A 23,015-nucleotide genomic window follows, 5' to 3' on the forward strand; every position below is an offset into this window, starting at 1 on the left:
GCCGGACGGTACGCGCTGGACCGATCGAACGGTAAGCCTCCCCCCGTAAATCGTCCTCCGCCCCACCCCCCCCCCCCCCCCCCACCCCCCCCCCCCCCCCCCACCCACCCCCCCCCCCCCCCCCCCCCCCCCCCCTCCCTCCCCCCCCCCCCCCCCCCCCCCCCCCCCCCCCCCCCCCCCCCCCCCCCCCCCGCTGCTCGATCGCCCGGAGACAGACGTTGGTGGCGATCTGATGCAGCCAGGTCCGCATCGAGGACCGCCCCTCGAACCGCTCGAAGCCCCGCCAGGCGCGCAGATAGGCCTCCTGCGTGGCGTCCTCGGCGTCGGCCGCGGAGCCGAGCATCCGGTAGCAGTGCGCGAGAATTTCCCGCCGCAGCGGGCCGGCCGCGTCTGCGAACTCCGTCATGCGGGCACCTCCCTGTTGTGGGGATCCGCTTTGGCCGGGGGAATCACCGGCTTGGGTTGGCTTTCTTGCCCTTGTTTACACCGGAGGGGTCGCTCGCCCCGCCCTTACCGATTCTGGGGGTCGTTGCCACATGGCTGGTCAGCTGGCTGGCGCGAGAAGCATTCGGCGAGGTGCGGCCCGTTGCGCCACCGTTTACCGGTCCGCGGGTTGATCCCGACCACCCGGCCCACCTACGACAATTTCTCGCGGCCGTCCACAATCTCCTCGCGCCAGAGGGCGTCGTGCAGCGCGGTGCGTTCGTGCCAGGCCCGCACGCGCTCGGTGTCGATGCGGCGGCCGGTCAGGAACTCGTAACGGCGCACAAGGTCGGCGAAGAACGGCATCCCGTACAGCGCCCGCAGGTCGTACTCGGGCTCGGCCAGCGCGACCGTTTCGAAATCGACGACGAGCTTCAGGCGGCCGCCGGACCAGACCTGGTTGTCGCCGTGGAAGTCGGCGTGGACCAGGACCGGCGGGCGCGGCTCGGCGAGCGTCTTGTCGATCCAGGCGTATCGGGCCGCGTGGGCGGGCAGGCGAGAGCGCAGGACCGGATGCTGGGAGCCGTCGGCGACGTCCGGGAGCGGGCCGGTGACGGCTTCCACCCGGGCTCGGGTCGAAGGATGGTGCAGGGCGGCGACCACGCGAACTTGGCGATGTAGGCGTCGCCGAGGACGGCGGTGGACGACCACCACATCGGATCGTCGCGGGCGGCGGTCGGCGGACGCATCGCCAGGGGCAGGGCCGCCAAGGACGGCGCGACGGCGCCGATCGCCTGGGCGACCGACGCCGGGGTGCCGTCGGGGAGCATGCGGCTAGGAAATCACGGGCATCGGCTGCGGGACGGCGGTCGGGCCGTGGACGACCGGCTTTCCGTCGACCCAGTCGAGGCGGTCCAGCCACATCTGGCGGCCGGGGGCGACGCTGCCGATCGCGTCCGGCGGCCACGCGTGGTAGAGCAGCCACGTGGTGCCGTCGGGGGTGGTCACGGGGTAGCAGTGGCCGGGGCCGGCCGCGGCCGGGGTCGAGCGCAGGATCGGGTTCTCGGGGGCGTCGTGGCACGGGCCCATCGGGGTGTCGCAGGTGGCGTAGCCGACGGCGTAGCCGTCCGAGTCGAAGGCGCCGCCGGAGTAGAACAAGTACAGCTTGCCGTCGTGGCGGAGCATCTCGGGGGCCTCGATCACGGCGCCCTGCCAGGGCTTGTCGTTGGTGAGCAGGCGTACGCGATCACCGGTCAGCGCGAGGCCGTCCGGCGCCAGCCGCTGGGCGTAGAGGTGGGACGGCACGCCGATGTGGTTGCCGTCGTTCTTCCAGTGCAGGTACAGCGTGCCGTCGGTGTCGCGGAACGGGCTCGCGTCGATCGAGCCGCCCTCGTCGTCCTGGCAGATCAGCGGCGCCGGGGACGGGTCGCGGAACGGGCCCGCGGGCGAGTCGGCGACGGCCGCGCCGATGCACTGGCGGTCGGCCTTGTTCCAGCGGGCGGTGTAGTAGAGGACGTACTTGCCGGCGTCGGTGCGGATCACCTCGGGCGCCCAGGTGTTGCCGTACGAGGCCCAGGAACCGATCTGCGGCAGCACGTCCCCGGCCGCGGTCCATTGCACGAGGTCGGTCGAGGTCAGCAGCGGCACGTTGTCGACGGCGTTGTTGGTGCCGTAGGCGTACCAGGTGCCGTCGACGCTGAGCACGCCCGGATCGGGAAAGTTCTGGTCGTACACCGGATTGGTGAAGGTCACGGGCGCGGCTCCCAACGACGGAGGGGCGGGGGGGGGGGGGGGGGGGGGGGGGGGGGGGAGAAAGGGGAAAGGGGGGGGGGTGGGAGGGGGGGGAGGGGGGGGGGGGGGAGGGTGGTGGGGGGGGGGGGGGGAGGGGTTTGGTGTGCACGGGGGGTGGGGGGGGGTGGGGGGGGTGTCCCACACCGGGGGGGGGGCGCCGCGGAAGACCTCCCCCCCCCCCCCCCCCACCCCCCCCACGACGGCACGCCTCACGGCGTATAAATCCGGAAATAGTCGAATTGCGCAACGGTCGGCGGCACAGCGCCACCGTGCGAATCCAACCCGATCCGAGGCTGAGCGCCGGCCGGGAATGTCCACACTCCACCGAGCGTCCAGGTACGCCCGTCGGTAGAGCTCGACGATCGGAACAGGTGCGAACCGCCGGGCCCGACCCGGTGCACGAGCCGCAGCCAGGTGGTGACACCGGGCGTCCCGACGGTGACGCCGCCATAAGCCAGCGCCCCCGCGTAGGGCAGCTCCCGCCCGTACTCGATCTGCCTGGTGTTCCAGATCGACACCACATCGAGCCGCGCGAAATCGTCGTCCCCGGCGTAGGCGATGAGCCCCGCCTGCTGATAGTTGCGCACCTCGCCGGAACCGAGGTCGAGCGTCAGTTTGGTCTCGGCCGTCCAGTCCCCCGCCGGCGCGTCCCGCACCAGAACCGAGGCGTTGTTCCCGGTCCCGGTCAGATCGGCGTTCTCCACCGGCCAGTTCAGCGAGCCGCCGCCCACGGTGACCGCCGGATCGGGCCGCACCCACGTCCACCCGGCGCCCAGCGTGCCGCCGTCGAAGGAGTCCGACCACGCCACCCGCCCGACGGCCGGCGCCGGCACGAGGTGCGTGACCGGCCGGTAGAGACTCTGCACGCTGAACTCGTCGACGTCGCCGCGCCCGGTGAAGCCCGCGACCGGAACGCCGGCCGCCGGCAGCGAAAGCGTCACCGACACGATCGGGCCGCTCTGCCGGGCCTCCCCCAACTCGGCGACGAGGTGACGACCGCGCACCGAGACGGCCAGGCTGTGCCACGCTCCCCAGTCGACTCCGGACGGCAGCGGCGCCGAGGAGGTGGAAGCAAAGGCGGAAGCGACCAGCTTTCCGGCGGCGCGATCGACAGAGACCCGGGCGGTCCCCGCGATCAGTCCGAGCGACGACCCGGCCGGCACCCGCAGATCGGCCTCGACCCGCAGGGCCCCGGCCGGCGCGGACCGGAACACGGTTCCGTTCCCGGTGGCGTGCCCGTCGGCGACCCGCCAGGAACCGGGCAGCCACCGGACGGGCCGGTCGAAGGTCTCCGCGCCGGCACCGACCGGCGCCGGCTGCGGCGTGTCCGAAGGCCCCGCCCCGGCCCGCACGACCGGCCACCCGCCGATCCAGTCCAGCCGGTCGAGCAGCATCGGCCGCCGGTTCACGCCGTACGGCGCGTCCAGATAGGGCGCATCGCGGTCGATCGCGTGGTAGACGAGGTAGTCCTGCCCCGACCGGTCGGTGACCATCCCGTTGTGGCCCGTCCCGATCCAGCGGTTGCCGTTCTGGGTGACCACGGGCGTGCCGCCGACCTGCGAGGCCATCAGCGAGACCCCGTGCGCGTCGACGAACGGCCCCAACGGCGACAACGAGCGCCCGACCGACACCGCATACCCGGTGGCCGGTCCCGCGCAGCAGTTGGCCGACGACGCGAACAGGTAGTAATAACCGTCGTGCCGGACGACGTACGCGCCCTCGTACTTGTTGTCGATCGCCACCATCGTCGGCGCGCCCACGGCGCTGAGACCGTCGGCGGCCAGCCGCACCACCGAGATCCCGCCGTAGTAGCTGCCGAAGTAGAGATAGCGAGTGCCGTCCGCAGCGGTGAGCTCGGCCGGGTCGATCGTGCTCAGATACCCGCCCCCGCCGCCGGGCCGGGGCGCGACCACGGGCGCGGCCTGCTGGGTCCACGGCCCGGCCGGCGAAGAGGACGTCGCCACCCCGATGGCGAAGTCGGACCCGTCGGGCGAGACCGTGGTGTCGGTGACGGCGTAGTACATGACGTAGCGGCCGTCGAGGAAGCGCACGTCCGGCGCCCAGTACGACGCGCCGGGCGCGACATAGGGAGCAGCCGGACCGGTGAGGGCGTCCCCGACGTACGTCCAATGGGTCAGGTCTGTTGATCGTGAGATCGGAATGTGGTGCGCGATCCCCGAACCCGAGCGCAGGGGATCGCTGGTCGCGTAGGCGTACCAGTAACCGTCCTGGCCGCGGATGACGGTCGGGTCGGCGAAGGTGTCGGCGAACGACTGGGACACCGGATTGACGAGCATGCCGAGGACGAGGAGCAGGGCACGGAACACGGGATCACCCCTTGATGCCGCTGTGCGTGACGCTCTGGATGACGTGGCGCTGGGCCGCGATGAACAGGATCAGCACCGGCACGGAGGCCACCACCGCCCCCGCCATCGCGATCGGATAGTTGGTGGTCGCGGTGTTCTGCAGCGTCGACAGGCCGGCCGGCAGCGTCTGCCGCTCGGCGCTGTAGAGCACGTACACCGGCCAGAGGAAGTCGTTCCAGTTGGTCAGGAACGACAGAACGGTGAGCGTGGCCAGCGCGGGACGGGCCAGCGGCAGCACGATCCGGGTGAAGATCTGCCATTGGTTGGCGCCCTCGAGCAGCGCGGCCTCCTCGAGGTCGACCGGCAGCGCGCTGAAGAACTGGCGCAGGAAGAAAACGCCGAACGCGCCGCCCGCCGACGGGATGATGATCGCCCACAGCGAGTCGAGCCAGCCCAGTTGGCTGACGATCAGGAAGTTGGGGATGAGGAAGACGAACGGCGGCACGAACAGGGTGCCGACCACGGTCGCGAAGACCACCTTGCGGCCGCGGAAACGCAACCTCGCCAGCGCGTACGCGGCCATGGCGTCGACGGCCACGATCAGCACCGCGTTGGCGGCCGCCGCGATCAGGCTGTTCAGGAACCAGCGCAGCACCGGCGTGGCCGAGTTCGTGGTCAGCACCGTGGAGTAGGCGTCGGTGGTGAACGGCCGCGGCAGCCAGGAGAGCGGGAGCGCGGTGGCGTCGTTGTTGGTCTTGAACGACGTGGAGAGCATCCACAGCAGCGGCGCCACGAAGATCACCGTGAGGATGCCCAGCGTGATCCAGAACGGAATCCGGCGTACGGTCATGCGGCGTCCCTCCGCTGCAACAGGCGGATGTTCAGCACGCTGATCGCCATGAGCACGATGGCCAGGATGTAGCTCATCGCCGCGGCCATGCCCTGCCGGTTGTTGGCCAGGCCGGTCTGGGCGATGTACATGATCGCCGTGCGGGTCTCGTCGGCCGGCGCGCCCTTGGTGAGCAGGAACGACTGGCCGAACATGTTGGCCGAGGCCAGGATCGTCACGGTCGTGACGAAGGCCAGCACCGGCCGCAGCCCGGGCAGCGTCACGTTGCGGAACTCGTCCCAGGGCGACGCCCCGTCGACCCGGGCCGCCTCGTAGAGCTCGGGCGAGATGTCCTGGAGACCGGCCAGGTAGATGACGGCGTTGAAGCCGAGCGTCCACCACACGGTCATGCCGACCAGCGACACCCAGGCCCACGGCACGTCGGTGGTCCACGGGATGGCCCGGCCGAGATAGTCGTTGACCAGGCCGATGTTGGGGTCCAGCAGGAAGCGGAACAGCAGCCCGACCACGGCCACGCCCAGCACGTACGGGGCGAAGAACACCGCCCGGAAGAAGGCGCGGCCGCGGAAGGCCCGGTTGAGCAGCAGCGCCACCCCGAGCGGGCAGACGATCAGGAAGGGCACGCTGAGCACCGTGAAGATGCCGGTGGCCAGCATGCTCTTCCAGAAGTCACCGCTGTCCCGGCTGCCCGGCGTGAACAGGTCGATGTAGTTCTGGAGCCCGACCCAGGGCTTGCCGGGCAGCAGGTAGTTGTAGTCGTGCAGGCTCACCCAGGCGCCGAAGATCGCCGGGATGAGCACGAAACCCACGAACAAGACGAAGAACGGCAACAGGAAGAGGTACGGCGTGAGCCGCCCGTGCCGCGGAATCTCGCCCTTCTTCGCGCCCGGTGGTGCGGCCGGCCGGGCGACGGCCGGAGCCTCGACGGCCATGATCAGGCCCCGTACTTCTTCTTGTTGTCGGCCAGGACCTTGCTCGCCTTGGTCGCCGCGTCGTTCAGCGCCGCCGCCGGGTCCTGCTTCATCAGCACCGCGCTCTGCACGCCGGTGTAGAGCAGGGCGAGCGCGTCGCCGATGCCCGCGACCGACGGCGGGAAGTGGGTGTACTGCACGTCCGCCGCGAACGACTGGAGGCTGGTGAGCGCCTTGAAGTCGGCGCCCGCCGCCTGGTCGTTGCGGGCCGGCACCTTGGCGCTCTTGGCCCAGTCGGCCGAGTGCTGGGTGAACCAGTTGATGAAGAACCGGCTGGCGTTGGCCTTGTTGGCGTCGTTGTCTTTCTTGCGGGGCAGGACGAACTGGTGACTGTTGCCCCAGACACCGCCGGTCGAGCCGATCTTCGGGAGGGGCGCGGTGCCGATCTCGTACGTCTTGAGCGTGGCCACGTCGTTGACCTGCCAGATGCCCTGCCAGTTGAAGACGTTCCTGCCGTTCTTCAGCGCCAGGTAGTCGGCGTCCTGCCCGACGTTCTTCGGGCTGTAGCCGTTCTTGACCAGGTCGACCATCCAGGTCAGCGCCTGCACGCCGGCGTCGGAGTTCCAGGTGGCGCTGCTGTTGTCGGCGCTGAACACGTCGCCGCCGAACTGCCAGAGCAGCGACTCGAACTGGAAGCCGCCGGTGAACTGGAACGGCGAGACCCACGAGCCCTGGATGCCCTTGCTCTTCAAGGTGTCGAGCTGGCTCATGTATTCGTCCTTGGTGGTCGGCGGCTTCGACGGGTCGAGGCCGGCCTTCTCCATGACGGTCTTGTTGTAGTAGAGGCCGAGGTTGTGCACGTCGATCGGGATGCCGTACCGCTTCTGCTGGTAGACGCCGCCGTTCCAGACCGCGGGCGCGTAGTCGGACTCCTTGAGCCCGAGCGCCGTCGCGACGTCGTCGATCGGCACGATCACCTGCTGCGCCGCCTGGGTCGGGATGTCGTCGATGTGCATCGCGCCGACGTCCGGGCCGTTGCCGCTCTGCACGGCCGCGGGCAGCTTGGTGAAGAAGTCCGCCCACTGGAAGACGTTCATCTTCACCTGGACGTTCGGGTTGTCCTTGTTGAACTGGTCGACCATGGTCTGCGCGGTCTGGCCGTCGCTGCCGGTCCAGCCGTTCCAGAAGCTGATCGTCACGCTCGGGCCGCTGTAGCTGGCGCCGCCGTTGCCGCCGGCCGGCGCGGCGGTCGGCGCCTTGGAGGTGCCACCGCAGGCGGCGAGGGCGAGCGCGGAACCCGCGCCCCCGGTGAGGGCGAGGAATCGGCGGCGAGAGAAGGAATTGGTCATCGGGACTCCTTTATTCGGGGACGGCGATTTCGAGAACGTTCCAGGACGCGGCGGGGAGAGATACCGCGATCTGTCCGGTCTGTTGCGGGCCGGCGATCACGCGCGGCACGATCCGGTCGGGGTTCTGCTGGGTGTTGGTGGCGCGCTGGTCGTCGTCGTTCAGCACGTGCTGGGCGCGCAGGGTGGCGCCCGGCATGGCTCGCAGGTCGACGGTCAGCTCGAGCGGGTTGTGGCGGTCGCGGTTGACGGCGAACAGGGCGGCGCTTCCCGACGAGGCGTCGTAGCTGGCCGCCGCCGTCAGGGCCGGGACCGCGCCGTACTTCTTCGTCTCGATCGACGGCGCGACCGGCTCGACCCGCAGCGCGTCGCCCCGCGCGAACCGGGCGGCCTGCGCGAACGGGTGGAAGATCGTCTGCCGCCAGGCCGGGCCGCCGGGCTCGGTGCGGATCGGGGCGATGATGTTGGCGAGCTGGGCCTGGGCGCCGATCGCGACCCGGTCGGCGTGCCCGATCAGCGAGATCAGGTAGGTGCCGACGACCAGCGCGTCGATCACGTCGTACTCGTCCTCGATGAGCCGGGGCGCCTGCTGCCACTCGAGGGCGGCCTCGCCCGGGAAACGGTCCGCGTACCAGACGTTCCATTCGTCGAACGAGATCCGCAGTTTCTTCTTGCGGCGGCTCTTCGCGCGGACGTGGTCGGCGGTGGCGACGATGTCCTCGATGAACGCGTCCATGTCGACGGCCGAGGCCAGGAAGCTGTCGGTGTCGCCGTCGTGCTCCTGGTAGTACGCGTGCATCGAGAGGTAGTCGACCTGGTCGTAGCACTGGTCGAGGACGGTCGCCTCCCAGGCGCCGAACGTCGGCATCTGCTGGTTGGAGCTGCCGCAGGCGACCAGCTCGATCGCCGGGTCGAGGCGGCGCATGGCCCGGGCGGTCTCGGCGGCCTTGCGCCCGTATTCGAGGGCGGTCTGGTGGCCTATCTGCCAGGGCCCGTCCATCTCGTTCCCGAGGCACCACAGCTTTATCCCGTACGGCTGCAGGTCGCCGTTCTTGATCCGCCGGTCCGACATCTCGGTGCCGCCGGGATAGTTGCAGTACTCCAGCAGGTCGACCGCCTCGGGCAGGCCACGCGTGCCGAGGTTGACGGCCATCATCGGCTCCGCGCCCAGCCGGCGGACCCAGGCCATGTACTCCCCCAGCCCGAACTGGTTGCTCTCGATCGAGCGCCAGGCCAGGTCGAGCCGGGTCGGCCGGGACTCCCGCGGGCCGACGCCGTCCTCCCACCGGTAGTTGGAGACGAAGTTGCCGCCCGGGTACCGCACCAGCGTCACGCCCAGCTCGCGGGCCAGCTCGAGCACGTCCTGCCGCAGCCCGAGGTCGTCGGCGCGCGGGTGCCCGGGCTCGAAGATGCCCGTGTAGACGCACCGTCCCATGTGCTCGACGAACGAGCCGAACAGCCGGCGATCGATGGATCCGATCCGGAACGCCGGATCGAGGGTGAGGCGGGCGACGTTCAACTGACCTCCCAGGTCGTCGATGCTCTTCGTTTTACAACGTTGTTTACTACGTTGTAAAGAGCGCGCAACGCGGTTTAATATCCTGGGCAGATCGTTAGGGGGCCGCCGGTGAGCGCCAGCATCAAGGACGTCGCGCTGCGCGCCGGTGTCTCGGTCAAGACCGTGTCCAACGTGATCAACGACTTTCCGTTCGTCTCGGCGGCCACCCGCGCCAAGGTGCGGGCCGCGCTCGACGAGCTGGACTACCGGCCCAACCTCTCGGCCCGGTTGCTGCGCGGCGGGCGTACCGGTGTGGTCGCGCTCGCCGTGCCCGAGATCGCGGCGCCCTACTTCGCCGAGCTGGCCGCCCAGTTCGTGCAGCAGGCCAAGGGCCACGGCTGGACGCTGCTGATCGACGAGACGCAGGGCGCCAAGGACAACGAGCGCGTGGTGCTCGACGGCATCAAGTCGCATCTGGTCGACGGCCTGATCGTCAGCCCGCTCGCGCTCACCGCGAAAGAGGTCGACCAGCGCCGCGACCGCACCCCGCTGGTGCTGCTCGGCGAGCGGCTCGCGCACGCCCCGGTCGACCACGTGACCATCGACAACGTGGCCGGCGCCCAGGCCGCGACCGACCACCTGGTCTCCCGCGGCCGCACCCGGATCGGCGCGATCGGCAGTCAGCCGCACGTCTCCGGCGGCACCGCGGCGCTGCGCCTGCGCGGCTACCGGGCGTCCCTGCGCGCCGCGAAGATCCGGTACGACGCGTCGCTGGTCGTGCCGGCCAAGAGCTACCACCGGGCCGACGGCTACGCGGCGATGAACCTGCTGCTCGACCTGCCGCACCCGCCGGACGCGGTGTTCTGCTTCAACGACCTGCTCGCGATCGGCGCCCTGCGGGCCCTGCACGAGCGGGGCCGGTCGGTGCCCGGCGACGTCGCGGTGATCGGCTTCGACGGCATCGAGGAGGGCGAGTTCCACACGCCGACGCTGAGCACGATCCGCCCCGAGAAGGCGGAGATCGCCCGCCTCGCCCTGGCCATGCTCGAGCGCCGCATCACCGAGGGACCGACGACCTCGCCGCAGGAGGCGTTCGCGCCGTTCCAGCTGGTCGTGCGGCAGAGCAGTGGCGATACGCTGGCCTGATGCCTTCCTCACCGAAGAAGATCGGCTTCCTCTCGTTCGGGCACTGGCGCAACGCGGCCGGCTCGCAGACGCGTACCGCCGCCGAGTCGCTGCTGCAGACCATCGAGCTGGCCGAGGCGGCAGAGGAGCTGGGCGTCGACGGCGCGTTCGTCCGGGTGCACCACTTCGAGCGCCAGCTGGCCTCGCCGTTCCCGCTGCTCGCGGCGATCGCGGCCCGCACCCGCCGCATCGAGATCGGCACCGGCGTGATCGACATGCGCTACGAGAACCCGCTGTACATGGCCGAGGAGGCGGCGGCCACCGACCTGATCAGCGGCGGGCGGCTGCAACTGGGTGTCAGCCGGGGCTCGCCGGAGACGGCGCTGAACGGGGCGTACGCCTTCGGCTATGTCCCGCCCGAGGGCACGTCCGCCGCCGACCTGGCCCGGTCCAAGACCGAGATCTTTCTGGAGGCCATCTCCGGCGCGGCCGTGGCCCGCACCGATCCGGCTCGCACCGGCGGCGTCAGTGGCGGACTGGCCATTCAGCCGCAGTCTCCCGGCCTTCGTTCGCGGATCTGGTGGGGCGCCGGGACGCGGCAGACCGCGCAGTGGGCCGCGGCCTCGGGTATGAACCTGCAGAGCTCGACCCTGCTGTCGGAGGACACCGGCGTGCCGTTCGACCAGCTCCAGGCCGAACAGATACGGCTTTTCCGCGAAGAATGGGCGTTTATTGACCGCGCGCCGCGCGTGTCGGTGTCCCGCAGCGTCCTGCCGATCACCTCGGAGATCGACCGGGTCTACTTCGGCGATCAGGAGCAGGAGGACCAGGTCGGGCTGCTCGAGGGGGTGCGGTCGCGCTTCGGCCGCACGTACGCCGGCGAGCCCGACAAGATCGCCTCGGAGCTGGCATCGGACGAGGCGGTCCGTGCGGCCGACACCGTGCTGTTCACGGTGCCGAACCAGCTCGGGGTCGCCTACAACGCCCGCATTTTGGAGACGATCGTCAAGCACATCGCGCCCGCCATCGGCTGGTCGCCGCGGTGATGCCGGCGGCCGGCGATGTCGCGGCGGTGCCGGTGCCGGGAGGATTCGGCGCCTGTCAGGTCACCTCGGCCGGCCCGGGCGTGGTCACCGTCTGCGCGCTGGCCTGGGAGTCTTCTGACCGGCCCGGGCTGGGAGATCTCGCCGGGGCGCCGCCGCTGACCCTGGATCACCATGCCCACCGGGGCGAGCCCGCGCAGATCCGCATCTACGGGGACGAGCCGCCGCCGCCCGGCTGGGTCTGGCTCGGTCGGCTGCCCGCTTTTACGGTGCTCGGCGCCGAGGGCTCGTCGGGATGGTCGTGGATACCTTCCGAGATCGCGGCCCAGCGGCGGTGGCTTCACCTGCCCGGCGCGGTCCGCGAGGCGTACCGGGCGGGGGCGACCCGCGGCCCGGTCGAGGTCGACTTCGGAGCCGGCCCGGTGACGCTCGGCGCGGCGCTCGGACGGCTCGACCTCACCCCTCTGTCGCCGGCCGGGCCGGTGCGCTGGTCGGCGCTCGATCAATTACCCCGCTGCACGTCGCTCGTCTGGGCCGGCCCCGACCGCGGGCTGGTCGAGGCGCTCGCCGGCCACCCGATCGTCCAGGACCTGACCTGGACCGACGCCCCGGCCCGCCTCGACCTCAGCGGCACCGCCCTGACCAGCCTGTCCGTCGCCGGCGATGTCGACCTGCTGCGGTTGCCCGACGGACTGGCCTCGCTGCACCTGATGGACGGCGCGGTCGCTGCCTTGGATGGCGGCCGCCCGCTGAGCCTCACGATCACCGGCGGTGCGTTGCCGGCCGGGCTCGACGGGCTGCGCGACCTTCGCGTCGTCGGCCGGGGGACGATCAGCGCCGCGCCGCTCGCCCACCTGCGCGAGCTGGAGTCGCTGTGGCTGTCCTGGCGGGACGCGCCCGGCGAGCTCGCCGACGCCGCCTCGCCGGGTTCGCTGCCCCGGCTGGCCCACCTGACGCTGACCGACGCGTACGGCCTCGACGCCGGCACGCTGCCCGACCTGCCGGCGCTGACCGTCCTGACCGTCCACGGCCTGCGCCGTACGGCCGCGGCCGCGATCAAGGCCCGCTACCGGGGCACCGCCGCCCGGGTCCGGATCACCGGCGCCAAGAACGACACCTGGCTGGCCGCCAACCTCACCAACCCGCTCCGCGACTGGGCCGACGACGACCCGCGCGCCGGCGCGGCCGCGTGCAAGGCCTACGCGACGGCGGTCCGGTCTCTCGACGCCCGTGGCGTGTCCGCCGAGCCGATCCTGCGCGACTTCGTCGACCGGCTCAACCGCATCGACGGGCGGCACGGGCTCATCGACACCCTGCGTCGCGACCAGGCCGGCGACGCCTTCGCCGCCCTCGCCGCCCGGGCCGGCGTCCCTGCTTCGCAGGCCGAGGAGTGGTTCGACGACTGGCGCGACTTCTAGTGGCGCGTCCGCGCCACAATGCTTGTCGTGGACAACGAGAAGCCCGTCCGCACCCCGACGACCGTTGACGCTGAGCACCGCCATCTCGTCGAGGCGATGGAAGCCATGCTGCACCACCACCTCACCGCTCACCTCAACGAGGTCGAGCACCGGATGGCCGGCCACCTGCGGGACGCCGTCCACACCGGTCAGCGCCGCCTCGACCACGCCGTCGACGTCTGCACGCCCGCTTGGTTGCGCCCGACCGCCGGCGAACCGCGCTGGCCGGTCGCCATCGCCGTGATGGTCGCGATCGGCCTGCAGCTCAGCGTGCCCGGCCGCCTGGCGATCCAGCCCCGGTGGCTGCTGCCGGTGCTGGAGGCCGCGATCCTGGCCCTGCTCATCGTGGCCAACCCGCGCCGGATCTCGGCCAAGCACCCGTGGGTGCGCCCGCTCAGCCTGACCCTGGTCGGCCTGGCCACGCTGGCCAACGTGTACTCGGCGGCGCGCCTGATCCTCAACCTGGTGCACGGCCGCGAGGGCGAACGAGCCGGCCCGCTGCTGATCATCGGCGGCGCGGTGTGGCTGACCAACGTCATCGTCTTCGCCCTCTGGTACTGGGAGTTCGACCGCGGCGGGCCGGCCGCCCGGGCCGGCGCCACCAAGCGCTACCCGGATTTCCAGTTCACCCAGATGGCCACGTCCGACGCCATCCACGCGGACTGGGAGCCGACCTTCGTCGACTACCTGTACCTGTCGTTCACCAACGCCACCGCGTTCAGCCCGACCGACACGCTGCCGATGACGCGCTGGGCCAAGCTGCTCATGCTGACCCAGTCCTGCGTCTCCCTCGCCACCGTGGCGCTGGTGATCGCCCGGGCGGTGAACATCCTCGCGTAACCCGGCCAACCGCCCGTCGCAAATCGGACCGCGGCTCACTGGATCGACTTCCTTCTGCGCCAGACGGCCGGCGCGATCCCGAACAGCGCGCCGGCGAGCAGCAGGCACCCGTCGATCGCCGGCTGCACCCAGATGCGCGCCCGCGGCCGCTCGACGGTGTAGTCGAGGTCGCCGCCGCCCTCGAAGGTCCACGTCCTCTCGGCGTGCGTCCCTCCCGACGGCTGGGGGAACGCGTCGACCAGCTTCTCGTCGGGTCCGATCCGCAGGTCGACGTCGAGCTTGTCGGCCACGAACAGATCCTGCGCGGACGGACGATCGTCCGCCGGGTAGGTGACCGAGGAGGCCACCCGAACGGCACTCGATCGACGAGCGAACCCCGCCGAGCGGCGAAGCTCGTCCGGCCACGTGAACTGAAGGTCGACGGACAGGTCCCCGACATCGCCGACGACGGGAATCTCGCATGCCACCAGGGTGTGCCCGAACGCGTCGCTCCGAAGCTGAGCCGAAACGCCGCGCCGCGCTTTCCCGTCCCACCAATCGGCGCACGGATGTGCCATGGGCGGGACAACCACCGTTCCCCGGCTCGTCCAGTCGACGAGCCGGGCGCCGCTCGGCAGGGTGAACAGGAACGTCAAAGGCCGGTCCACGGACAGGTTCCACATGTCGGCGCCGTCGACCAGATAGAGGCGAAATCGTCCGTAGGACTCGGCGCCGGGCTTGATCTCCGCGGCAAAGCGGTATTCCGGCGGATCGAGCCCGAGCTCACGGCTGTTCGCCGAGGGGTATCGGGCGAGAACGACCCGGTCATTGACGTTGACGAACACCCCGATCTGAGCACGGTCCAGCATGTTCGACTCGACGGCGGGCTGCCCGGCGTCGACCCAGCGCAGTTTTATCGTGGCCGTTCCCAGCGCGATCGCACACGCCAGGAAAAGGATGAGGCGCCATTGCCGGAAGCAGGCGACCAGACCCCGGCCGCAGGAACGGAACGCATGCGCGCCGACGTCCCACAACGCGAGGACGAGAAGCTTCAGCTCTTCACGTAGATATGGCACCAGCCGCCGCACGCCGCCGAGCCTAGTCGCGCGCGAAGGGCGCCCCGATGATTGCGGCGGAATTGCGGGCCGGGGTCACTTGGTCGGGGCCACGATCCCGTACTCGTGAATCTTGCGGTAGATCGTCGCTCGGGACATGCCCAACGCGGCGGCCGCCTTGATCTTGTTGCCGTCCCAGTCGGTCAGGCTGCGGACTATCGCGTCGCGCTCCATGGCCTCCAGGGGGCTCAGCAGGCGGCGGCTCACCGTGCGGCATTCGGGGGGCAGGTCGCCGGGGCGGATCGCGCCCGAGCGGCGGTGCTGGACGATGTTGCGCAGCACCTGCCACAGCTGCTCGACGTTGCCGGGCCAGCTCGAGCGGCTCAGCATCTGCATCGCCTCGGGCGAGCAGGTCAGGCGGCCGTCCGGCACCAACTTTGCCAGGAAGAACGGCACCAGCGCGTGGACGTCGTCGAGGTGGTAGCGCAGCGGCGGCAGCTCGACCGTGCTCGGGAAGAAGCGCAGCAGGTCGGCCAGCTCGCTGCCGTCGTGGCGCTGGCTCAGCGTGACCGCCACCCACGGCGTGGGGGCACCTGACGACCGGGCCTTCTCCAGCATCTGCGCCAGCGACTGCAGGGTGTTGCCGCCGAGCCGGTCGGCGTGCCGGATGACCAGGGCGCCCTCGCCCTCGCGCAGCTCGCGGCGCACGTCGGCGAGCCAGCCGCGGCCGGCCGAGGCCGCGTCGAGCACGGCGAAGTGCGCGCCGGGGCTGTCGTGCGCGTGGACCGCGCGGATCACGGCGAGCTTGCCGACCCCGGCCTCGCCCTCCAGCGCCAGCCACTCGCCCGCCGCGTGCACCGATTTCACCTGGTGACAGCCGCGCAGCCAGAGACCGCCGGACCCGACGAGCCCGGGCAGGAACATGCGGGGCGACGGGGCGACATCCAGCCGTACGCCCGCTCGCTGTTCCGCGAGTTTGACGTGCACGACGCCGCCGGTCAGCCCGCCCTCGCCGCGCACCGGCCGGCAGAACATCCGGGCCTTCACCCCACTGGGCAGCTCGACGGTCGGCGAGGCGGTCGGATTGCGCCCGGCGAGCGTCTCGGCGGCCCGCGCCAGCAGCACCTCCTGCTCGGCGGGGTCGAGCGCGTGCCGGGCGTTGTCGTTCATCATCACGACATCGTTGTTCAAGGCGAAGACGATTCCGGCCGTACGGCGACAGGTGCGCAGGTATTCCTGCAGGAGCTCCAGCTCCCGGATCCCGCTGTCGGCCAGCAACGCCTGCTGGATCTGCCCCGCCGTGGTCTTCGCCAGCGTGAGCAGCAGCGGGTCGGCGTCCTTGCGCCAGCAGGTCAGGTCGACCGCGCCGACCGTCTTGCCGGAGATCGGGTGGTGGATCGGCACGCCCGCGCAGGCCAGGTCCTCCAGGTGCTCGGCGTAGTGCTCGTGGCCGAACACGTGCATCGGCCGGCCGCCCTCGAGCGCGGTGCCGATGCCGTTGGTGCCCACGAACTCCTCGGCGTAGCTGAAGCCGGGCGCCAGGTTGACCCGGTCGAGGTGCGTGTCGAGGTCGCGGCCGGCGTCCATCCGGGTCAGCACGAGCCCGGCCTGATCGGTCAGGATGATGCTGATCGGCTGCCCGTCGAGGTGTTCGCGCAGATGGCGCAAGACCGGTAACGCGCTGCGGGTCAGCGGCGTGTCCAGGTCCGGGTCGCGCATGTAGGCGAGGTCGATCCGGTCGGCGGCCACGTTCCATCGGCGCGACCGCCACCACGAGGCCAGGATCGCGTCCCGTACCTGGTGAGGGTCGACTTCCTCGGCCGTGAGGAACTGCTCGCGGGTTCGGGCGAGACCGTCGCCATCGCTTGGTTGAGGTCGAGCACTGGGTTGAGGTCGGGGTGGCGGCATGGGTGGGGCTCCCTTGCCCGCTGTTACAAACTGGTTACACCGTACGCGCCGACCCTGATGCAACCGTCTCAAGTTGAGACCCCATTCCGGTGAGGCCGCGATGGACTCAGGCGATGGAGCCGGCGTCCGAATCGTTCAACCCATGGACCGTCGTCAACGTGGTCTTCCATCACCTCGCCGCGCAGGGGCTGCACCCGACGCTCGGTGGCGCGGATCCCGGCGGGCCCGCCGCCGAGCTGCTGCGCGCGCTCGGGATCGAGCCGGCCGCCGAGGGTGATCGTCAGGTCGGCGAGAACGTCAAACGCCACCTCGCGGAGATCAGGTCCGCCGTGTTCGGCGACGAGCCGCACGCAAAAACCGGGCCTGACTCAATCTGAGACCGCAGAACACGACGAGCTGGGATCTGATCTCCGCTGAGGGACGCCGCCAAGGATGAGGAGTTGACTCATGAGTCGGCAGAGCGTGGCCAGGGCTCATCAGAAGATCCAGGAACTGTCCTGGGAACCGATGTACCACCAGCCGGTCTCGCAGTACGGAACGGACTACACGTTCCGCAAGGCACAGAAGAAGGACCCGCTCAAGCAGGTGCTGCGGTCGTACTTCCCGATGCAGGAGGAGAAGGACCACCGGGTGTACGGCGCGTCGGACGGCGCGATCCGCGGCAACATGTTCCGCCAGGTGCAGGAACGCTGGCTGGAGTGGCAGAAGCTGTTCCTGTCGATCATCCCGCTGCCGGAGATCTCGGCGGCCCGGGCGATGCCGCTGCTGTTCCGCAACGTGCCGAACCCGGAGCTGCACAACGGCCAGGCGATCCAGATGATCGACGAGGTACGGCACTCGACGATCCAGCAGAACCTCAAGCGCCTGTACATGAACAACTACATCGACCCGGCGGGCTTCAACTCGAGCCTGCGCAACTTCCAGAACGACTACTGCGGCACGATCGGCCGGCAGTTCGCCGAGGGCTTCATCACCGGCGACGCGATCACCGCGGCCAGCATCTATCTGACCATCGTGGCCGAGACGGCCTTCACCAACACGCTGTTCGTCGCGATGCCGGCCGAGGCCGCCGCGAACGGCGACTACCTGCTGCCCACCGTCTTCCACTCGGTGCAGTCGGACGAGTCGCGGCACATCAGCAACGGGTACGCGACGCTGCTCATGGCGCTCGCCGACGAGGGCAACCACCAGCTGCTCGAGCGCGACCTGCGCTACGCGTGGTGGAACAACCACCGGGTCGTGGACGCCGCGATCGGCACGTTCATCGAGTACGGCACCAAGGACCGCCGGAAGGACCGCGAGTCGTACGCCGAGATGTGGCGCCGCTGGATCTACGACGACTACTACCGCAGCTACCTGGTGCCGCTGGAGAAGTACGGCCTGGTCATCCCCCACGACCTCATCGAGGAGGCGTGGAACCAGATCTGGAACAAGGGGTACGTGCACGAGGTGGCCCAGTTCTTCGCGACCGGCTGGCTGGCGAACTACTGGCGGATCGACCCGATGACCGACAAGGACTTCGAGTGGTTCGAGTACAAGTACCCGGGCTGGTACGACCGCTATGGCAAGTGGTGGGAGAACTACAACCGGCTGTCGACGCCGAACGGGCACCACCCGATCGTCGCCGAGGACGTGGACTACCAGTACCCGCACCGCTGCTGGACCTGCATGGTCCCGTGCCTGGTCCGCGAGGACATGGTGATGGCCGAGGTCGACGGGCAGTGGCGCACGTACTGCCACGAGGCCTGCCGGTGGACCGACGCGGAGGCGTTCCGGCCGACCTTCCAGGGCCGCAACACCCCGAACATGGGCCAGCTGATCGGCGCCCGTGAGTGGGAGACGCTCTACCACGGCTGGAACTGGGCCGACGTGGTCAAGGACATGGGCTTCGTCCGCGACGACGGCAACACCATGGTCGCGCAGCCGCACCTGAACCTGGACGACCCGAAGAAGATGTGGACGCTGGACCACCTGCGCCGGATGGGCCCGCTGCAGAGCCCGAACGTGCTGCTCAACCAGATGACCGACGAGGAGCGCGCCAAGTTCCACGCCGCGTACATCAAGGGTGGTCCCGCCGGACGCTTCGCCCGCGAAGACACCTGACACCCGATGGGAGACAAGCACCGGGTCCGGTTCGAGCCGGTCGGCATCGAGATCGAGGTCGACGAGGAGCAGACCGTGCTGCGCTCCGCGTCCGAGCAGGGGCTGATGCTCATGCACGGGTGCAAGGAGGGCCAGTGCGCGGCCTGCAAGTCGTTCGTCCTCGACGGTGACGACATCGAGCTCGACCGTTACTCCACGTTCGCGTTGCCCGACTACGAGAAGGAGGAGGGCTACACGCTGCTCTGCCGGGCGCACGTGTACGAGGACGTGACGATCGAGCTGCTCAACTTCGACGAGGAGATGATCCGCTCGGGGCTGCCCATCGTGAACGCGGTGGCGGAGGTCGTGGCGATCGACAAGGTCACGCACGACCTCCGGCACCTGGTGCTCAAGCTGATCGAGCCGGCCGAGGTGACCTTCTTCCCGGGCCAGTACATGGACATCAAGGTTCCCGGTACGGAGATCACGCGCTCGTTCTCGATGGCCAACACCTCCAGCAAGGAGGGCGGTCGGCTCGAGTTCATCATCAAGGTCTATCCGGACGGCGTCTTCTCGTCGTTCCTGGACACGAAGCTGAAGGTCGGCGACCGGCTGGATCTGACCGGCCCGTTCGGGGTGTTCACCCTGCGCGACGCCCCGGACCAGGACCTGATCTTCGTGGGCGGCGGCGCGGGCCTGGCGCCGATCCTGGCTCTGCTGCGCTCGATGGTCGACCGCGGCATCCAGCGCAAGGCCGTCTTCTACTACGGCGCCCGGACGGCCAGGGATCTCTGTTTCGTCGAGGAGATCGAGGCGTTGCGGGAGAAGCTGCCGGACTTCCGGTTCGTGCCGGCCCTGTCCGAGCCGGCCGAGGGCGAGGACTGGGCGGGCGAGGTCGGCTTCATCACCGACGTGCTCAAGCGGTACGAGGCCGACCTGCGCGGCGCACACGCGTACCTCTGCGGTCCGCCCCCGATGGTCGAGGCGGCCATGCCGCTGCTGGCGACACTCGGCGCGCCCGAGAAGCACATCTATTACGACAAGTTCACGACCACAGGTGGGGAGGACTGATGACGACCGCGACGGAACGTAGCGTTCCCAAGCCCGTCTTCACCGACGCCGAGGCCGGTGCCAAGGAGTTCCCGGACTCGGGCTCGCGCCGGTTCAACTACTTCGTCCCGCAGAAGCGCAAGCAGACCCACTACGAGGACGTCACGGTCGAGGTGCAGCCGGACCCCCGGCACTACCTCAGCCAGGGCTGGCTCTACGGATTCGCCAACGGCCGCGGCGGCTACCCGCTGGACTGGACCGCGCTGAAGGCCTGGGGCAGCGACCGGCCCGAGCCGGCCCGCGGCCCGGGTTCCGGCGGGCAGGGCTACGAGTGGCCGGCGCACGGCTGGCACGAGTTCCGCGACCCGAACGAGGAATGGGAGCTGTCGCTCTACCGCTACAACGCGAACGTCGTGCGGCAGGTCAACGCGAACATCGACGCGGCCAAGCAGGCCAAGGCGTTCGAGCAGTGGAACCCGAACTGGGTGCGGTTCGTGTCGCAGCACGTCGGCGCGTGGATGCACATCGACCACGGGCTCGGCCTCTACCTGTTCGCGAACGCCAACCGCCGCGGGCCGACCAACATGCACAACACCGCGATCGCGGTGAACAGCATGCACCTGATCCGGGCCGCCCAGGACCTGGCGCTCTACCAGCTCACGCTCGACGACGAGATCGAGAGCTTCTCCGGCGCCGCGCATCTGGACACGTGGAGCTCGGACCCGTCCTGGCAGGGCGTACGCGACCTGGCCGAGCGGCTGACCGCGATCGACGACTGGGCCGAGGCGATCTTCGCCGCCAACATCGTCTTCCAGCCGCTGGTCGGCGAGCTGTTCCGCAGCCAGCTGGTCATGCAGGCGGCGCCGCGCAACGGCGACTTCGTCACCCCGACGATCGTCGGCGCCGAGGAGTTCGACTTCTCCGAGCGGGACCTGCGGTACACGATGGCGATCTTCGACCTGCTCACCAACGACCGCGAGTTCGCCGAGCACAACAACCGGACCCTGAACGGCTGGCTGGCCAACTGGGTCGGGCTCACCATTCCCGCGGCCCGCGCGCTGCAGCCGCTGTGGTCGCAGCCGGACAGCAAGCCGATCCGCTTCGAGGACGCGCTGGACCGGGTCAAGAGCCGGTTCGCCGGGCTGGTCGAGAACCTGGGTCTGGAACTCCCCAAGGAGCTGGAGCGATGACGCAGTTCAAGATTGCCGAGAGCCCGTTCAAGTCGGACAGCACCGCGTCCAACATGTGCGGCTTCACGCTGATGAACAACCAGGTCGGCGTGGTCGTGGCCGAGGTCATGAGCGACAAGCCGAACGTACGGGTGACGCCGCTGCCCTCGATGATCCGGGTCGACGCGACCGGCCGGATGGACGTCGTCTACGACGAGGTCTCCGAGGCGCTCGGCGAGGAGGCCGGGTACTTCGACGCGGCCCAGTTCGAGGAGAACATGTCCACCCACTACGGCCGGATGATCCACGAGGACGACCGCACGATCATGTTCGCCAACCCCGAGGACGCGGCCGAGTTCATCGGTTTCGACCTCCAGCCCGACAGGAGGTAGGCCTTGTACGAGAAGGACGGGGAGAAGTACTTCGTCGTCGACAGCCACATGCACTACTGGAACGCGGCGCCCGACAACTGGGTGCCGGGCGCCGAGCAGTACGCCAAGGGCTGGATCGAGTGCTTCCACGCGTACCAGGGTCTCGGGCCGGAGGCGACGCACTGGCCGATCGAGAAGTTCATGGCCTACACCGAGGACGACCTCATGAAGGACGTCTTCGAGGACGGCTACGTCGACATCGCGATCTTCCAGCCGACCTACCTGACCGAGTGGTACAGGGAGGGCTTCAACACCACCGAGCGCAACGCGGCGCTGGGCGAGAAGCACCCCGGCAAGTTCATCGCGAACACCCGGTGGGACCCGCGCGACGGCGACGACGGTCTCAAGAAGCTGGCCGAGAACGTCGACCGGTACGGCAGCAAGGGCGTGAAGCTCTACACCGCGGAGTGGAACAACGGCTCCCGCGGCTGGACGCTGAAGGACCCCGGCGCGTACCGGTACCTGGAGAAGTGCCAGGAACTCGGGATCAAGAACATCCACGTGCACAAGGGCCCGACGATCTGGCCGCTGGACAAGGACGCCTTCGACGTCTCCGATGTCGACCACGCGGCGACCGACTTCCCGGAGCTGAACTTCATCGTCGAGCACGTCGGCCTGCCACGGATCGAGGACTTCTGCTTCATGGCGACGCAGGAGCCCAACGTCTACGCCGGCCTGTCCGTGGTCATCGGCGGTCTCATGCACGCCCGGCCCCGCTTCTTCGCGAAGGTGATGGGCGAGCTGCTGTTCTGGGTCGGCGAGGACAAGATGACCTTCGGCAGCGACTACGGCATCTGGGAACCCAAGTGGCAGATCGAGGGCTTCGTCGACTGGGACTACCCGGGCGAGGAATTCGACGACTACCCGCGGGTCACCACCGCCACCAAGAAGAAGATCCTCGGGCTCAATGCGGCCAAGTTGTACGGCATTGACGTCCCGGCGGAGTACCAGCTCGGCGCGGGCGAGGGGGCTCCGGCGGCCCGGGACGACGCGGTCGGCGTCAGCCCCGGGTCGCCGTCGGCCTCGCTCGGATGATGACCACCGCCACCGTGGGGTCGCGCATTCTGGCCGCTCTGGCCCAGGTGCGCGACCCCGAGCTGGACGAGCCGATCACCACGCTCGGCTTCGTGGCGTCCGCGTCGGTCGACGCGGACGGCACGGCCGACGTGCATCTGCGGCTCCCGACGTACTTCTGCGCGCCCAACTTCGCCTATCTCATGGTGGCCGACGCGTACGACGCGGTCTCCGCGCTGGACGACGTCCATGCGGTGACGGTGATCCTCGACGATCACTTCGCATCCGACGCGATCAACGACGGGGTCGCCGCACGGGCCGGCTTCGTGCGGTCGTTCGAGGGCGAGGCGGTCGACGAGCTCCACTCCCTTCGCGCCGACTTCCTGCGTAAGGCCGTCCTGGCCGGCACCGACATGGTGTGCCGGACGCTGAACCTGCCGCCGGCCGATCTCGCGGCGGCCGTTCTGGGTGATCTGCCCCCGTCGGACGGGCTGGACCGGCTGCGGCGGCGCCGCCGGGAACTCGGCCTGCCCGCCGGCGACGCCGATCCCCTGCTCATCGACCCGCTCACCGGCGCCCCGATCGGCGCCGACTCGGTGCCGCTGCATCTGCGCAAGGCCCGTCTCACCCGGACCAGCCTCGACGCGAACACCGGCATCTGCCGCGGCATGCTGCGGCACCGCTACGACACGGATGGCCAGGGCGAAGAAGCCCTTCCCTAAGGAGACGTGACCCTG

General features: G+C 69.9%; 20 protein-coding genes and 1 pseudogene. 11 read left to right on the top strand and 10 right to left on the bottom strand.

Annotation, left to right across the window (positions count from 1 at the left end; translation table 11 throughout):
• Window positions 1-187: 187 nt before the first annotated feature.
• From ACZ6TB_RS29720 to arfA, 8 genes and pseudogenes are all read right to left on the bottom strand, one after another.
• Window positions 188-406, bottom strand: a pseudogene (locus ACZ6TB_RS29720) (sigma-70 family RNA polymerase sigma factor); the annotation flags it as partial.
• A 230-nt stretch (window positions 407-636) separates the two neighbouring features.
• Window positions 637-1,047 (bottom strand): phosphotransferase family protein, encoded by a 411-nt coding sequence (locus ACZ6TB_RS29725; protein WP_465559304.1) that lies wholly within the window; start codon window positions 1,045-1,047, stop codon window positions 637-639.
• A 210-nt stretch (window positions 1,048-1,257) separates the two neighbouring features.
• Window positions 1,258-2,175: a glycoside hydrolase family 43 protein gene (locus ACZ6TB_RS29730; RefSeq protein ID WP_465559307.1), complete on the bottom strand. Its 918-nt coding sequence runs from the start codon at window positions 2,173-2,175 to the stop codon at window positions 1,258-1,260.
• A gap of 248 nt (window positions 2,176-2,423) precedes the next feature.
• Window positions 2,424-4,541, bottom strand: coding sequence for a glycoside hydrolase family 43 protein (locus ACZ6TB_RS29735; RefSeq protein ID WP_465559309.1), 2,118 nt, complete (start codon window positions 4,539-4,541; stop codon window positions 2,424-2,426).
• Between the two features lie 4 nt (window positions 4,542-4,545).
• A complete protein-coding gene (locus ACZ6TB_RS29740) occupies window positions 4,546-5,370 on the bottom strand; it encodes a carbohydrate ABC transporter permease (protein WP_465559312.1) in 825 nt (274 codons plus the stop codon).
• Window positions 5,367-6,302: a carbohydrate ABC transporter permease gene (locus ACZ6TB_RS29745; protein WP_465559315.1), complete on the bottom strand. Its 936-nt coding sequence runs from the start codon at window positions 6,300-6,302 to the stop codon at window positions 5,367-5,369. The genes ACZ6TB_RS29740 and ACZ6TB_RS29745 overlap by 4 nt, the downstream gene beginning before the upstream one ends.
• A gap of 2 nt (window positions 6,303-6,304) precedes the next feature.
• Window positions 6,305-7,630, bottom strand: a complete 1,326-nt coding sequence (locus tag ACZ6TB_RS29750) for an ABC transporter substrate-binding protein (protein WP_465559318.1) — start codon at window positions 7,628-7,630, stop codon at window positions 6,305-6,307.
• Window positions 7,631-7,640: 10 nt separating this feature from the next.
• Window positions 7,641-9,146 carry an arabinosylfuranosidase ArfA gene (arfA, locus tag ACZ6TB_RS29755; protein WP_465559321.1) on the bottom strand — a complete coding sequence of 502 codons (1,506 nt, stop codon included), beginning with the start codon at window positions 9,144-9,146 and terminating at the stop codon, window positions 7,641-7,643.
• Window positions 9,147-9,254: 108 nt separating this feature from the next.
• Here arfA and ACZ6TB_RS29760 point away from each other — a divergent pair, with 108 nt between their 5' ends.
• The 4 genes from ACZ6TB_RS29760 to ACZ6TB_RS29775 are packed head-to-tail and all read left to right on the top strand — an operon-like array spanning window position 9,255 to window position 13,590.
• Window positions 9,255-10,271 (top strand): LacI family DNA-binding transcriptional regulator, encoded by a 1,017-nt coding sequence (locus ACZ6TB_RS29760; protein WP_465559324.1) that lies wholly within the window; start codon window positions 9,255-9,257, stop codon window positions 10,269-10,271.
• The gene (locus ACZ6TB_RS29765; protein ID WP_465559327.1) at window positions 10,271-11,296 is read left to right on the top strand and encodes an LLM class flavin-dependent oxidoreductase; all 1,026 of its coding nucleotides are present in this window, start codon (window positions 10,271-10,273) and stop codon (window positions 11,294-11,296) included. The genes ACZ6TB_RS29760 and ACZ6TB_RS29765 overlap by 1 nt, the downstream gene beginning before the upstream one ends.
• Window positions 11,293-12,711 carry a hypothetical protein gene (locus ACZ6TB_RS29770; RefSeq protein ID WP_465559330.1) on the top strand — a complete coding sequence of 473 codons (1,419 nt, stop codon included), beginning with the start codon at window positions 11,293-11,295 and terminating at the stop codon, window positions 12,709-12,711. The genes ACZ6TB_RS29765 and ACZ6TB_RS29770 overlap by 4 nt, the downstream gene beginning before the upstream one ends.
• 27 nt (window positions 12,712-12,738) lie before the next feature.
• The gene (locus ACZ6TB_RS29775) at window positions 12,739-13,590 is read left to right on the top strand and encodes a hypothetical protein (protein ID WP_465559332.1); all 852 of its coding nucleotides are present in this window, start codon (window positions 12,739-12,741) and stop codon (window positions 13,588-13,590) included.
• Between the two features lie 35 nt (window positions 13,591-13,625).
• Here ACZ6TB_RS29775 and ACZ6TB_RS29780 read toward each other — a convergent pair whose 3' ends face one another.
• Together ACZ6TB_RS29780 and ACZ6TB_RS29785 are read right to left on the bottom strand one after the other, a co-directional pair.
• Window positions 13,626-14,657 (bottom strand): hypothetical protein, encoded by a 1,032-nt coding sequence (locus ACZ6TB_RS29780; RefSeq protein ID WP_465559335.1) that lies wholly within the window; start codon window positions 14,655-14,657, stop codon window positions 13,626-13,628.
• Between the two features lie 63 nt (window positions 14,658-14,720).
• Entirely contained in the window at window positions 14,721-16,532 is a 1,812-nt protein-coding gene (locus ACZ6TB_RS29785) for a sigma-54-dependent Fis family transcriptional regulator (RefSeq protein WP_465559338.1), read from the bottom strand.
• A gap of 113 nt (window positions 16,533-16,645) precedes the next feature.
• On the opposite strand from ACZ6TB_RS29785, the gene ACZ6TB_RS29790 reads away from it, so the two are divergent.
• The 7 genes from ACZ6TB_RS29790 (at window position 16,646) to ACZ6TB_RS29820 (ending at window position 23,000) form a co-directional block, all read left to right on the top strand.
• Entirely contained in the window at window positions 16,646-16,909 is a 264-nt protein-coding gene (locus ACZ6TB_RS29790) for a hypothetical protein (protein ID WP_465559341.1), read from the top strand.
• A 70-nt stretch (window positions 16,910-16,979) separates the two neighbouring features.
• On the top strand, window positions 16,980-18,635 hold the full coding sequence (locus ACZ6TB_RS29795; protein WP_465559344.1) for a ferritin family protein: 1,656 nt from the start codon (window positions 16,980-16,982) through the stop codon (window positions 18,633-18,635).
• Window positions 18,636-18,641: 6 nt separating this feature from the next.
• Window positions 18,642-19,685, top strand: coding sequence for an FAD-binding oxidoreductase (locus tag ACZ6TB_RS29800; protein ID WP_465559347.1), 1,044 nt, complete (start codon window positions 18,642-18,644; stop codon window positions 19,683-19,685).
• Window positions 19,685-20,854, top strand: a complete 1,170-nt coding sequence (locus ACZ6TB_RS29805; RefSeq protein ID WP_465559350.1) for a ferritin family protein — start codon at window positions 19,685-19,687, stop codon at window positions 20,852-20,854. Before ACZ6TB_RS29800 ends, ACZ6TB_RS29805 begins: the two co-directional genes overlap by 1 nt.
• Window positions 20,851-21,225, top strand: coding sequence for a propane 2-monooxygenase effector subunit MimD (mimD, locus tag ACZ6TB_RS29810; RefSeq protein ID WP_465559353.1), 375 nt, complete (start codon window positions 20,851-20,853; stop codon window positions 21,223-21,225). Before ACZ6TB_RS29805 ends, mimD begins: the two co-directional genes overlap by 4 nt.
• Before the next feature lie 3 nt (window positions 21,226-21,228).
• Window positions 21,229-22,299: an amidohydrolase family protein gene (locus ACZ6TB_RS29815; RefSeq protein WP_465559356.1), complete on the top strand. Its 1,071-nt coding sequence runs from the start codon at window positions 21,229-21,231 to the stop codon at window positions 22,297-22,299.
• Window positions 22,299-23,000 carry an iron-sulfur cluster assembly protein gene (locus ACZ6TB_RS29820; RefSeq protein WP_465559359.1) on the top strand — a complete coding sequence of 234 codons (702 nt, stop codon included), beginning with the start codon at window positions 22,299-22,301 and terminating at the stop codon, window positions 22,998-23,000. Before ACZ6TB_RS29815 ends, ACZ6TB_RS29820 begins: the two co-directional genes overlap by 1 nt.
• Window positions 23,001-23,015: the final 15 nt, after the last annotated feature.

This window comes from Actinoplanes sp. NPDC051537 (assembly GCF_055586105.1).

Excerpts from the sequence above, each read along its gene's own strand:
- ACZ6TB_RS29790 (WP_465559341.1), top strand. The coding sequence starts at position 16,646 with ATGGAGCCGGCGTCCGAATCGTTCAACCCATGGACCGTCGTCAACGTG.
- ACZ6TB_RS29765 (WP_465559327.1), top strand. The coding sequence starts at position 10,271 with ATGCCTTCCTCACCGAAGAAGATCGGCTTCCTCTCGTTCGGGCACTGG.
- ACZ6TB_RS29785 (WP_465559338.1), bottom strand. The coding sequence starts at position 16,532 with ATGCCGCCACCCCGACCTCAACCCAGTGCTCGACCTCAACCAAGCGAT.
- ACZ6TB_RS29745 (WP_465559315.1), bottom strand. The coding sequence starts at position 6,302 with ATGGCCGTCGAGGCTCCGGCCGTCGCCCGGCCGGCCGCACCACCGGGC.
- mimD (WP_465559353.1), top strand. The coding sequence starts at position 20,851 with ATGACGCAGTTCAAGATTGCCGAGAGCCCGTTCAAGTCGGACAGCACC.
- ACZ6TB_RS29820 (WP_465559359.1), top strand. The coding sequence starts at position 22,299 with ATGACCACCGCCACCGTGGGGTCGCGCATTCTGGCCGCTCTGGCCCAG.
- ACZ6TB_RS29800 (WP_465559347.1), top strand. The coding sequence starts at position 18,642 with ATGGGAGACAAGCACCGGGTCCGGTTCGAGCCGGTCGGCATCGAGATC.
- ACZ6TB_RS29740 (WP_465559312.1), bottom strand. The coding sequence starts at position 5,370 with ATGACCGTACGCCGGATTCCGTTCTGGATCACGCTGGGCATCCTCACG.
- ACZ6TB_RS29750 (WP_465559318.1), bottom strand. The coding sequence starts at position 7,630 with ATGACCAATTCCTTCTCTCGCCGCCGATTCCTCGCCCTCACCGGGGGC.
- ACZ6TB_RS29805 (WP_465559350.1), top strand. The coding sequence starts at position 19,685 with ATGACGACCGCGACGGAACGTAGCGTTCCCAAGCCCGTCTTCACCGAC.
- ACZ6TB_RS29795 (WP_465559344.1), top strand. The coding sequence starts at position 16,980 with ATGAGTCGGCAGAGCGTGGCCAGGGCTCATCAGAAGATCCAGGAACTG.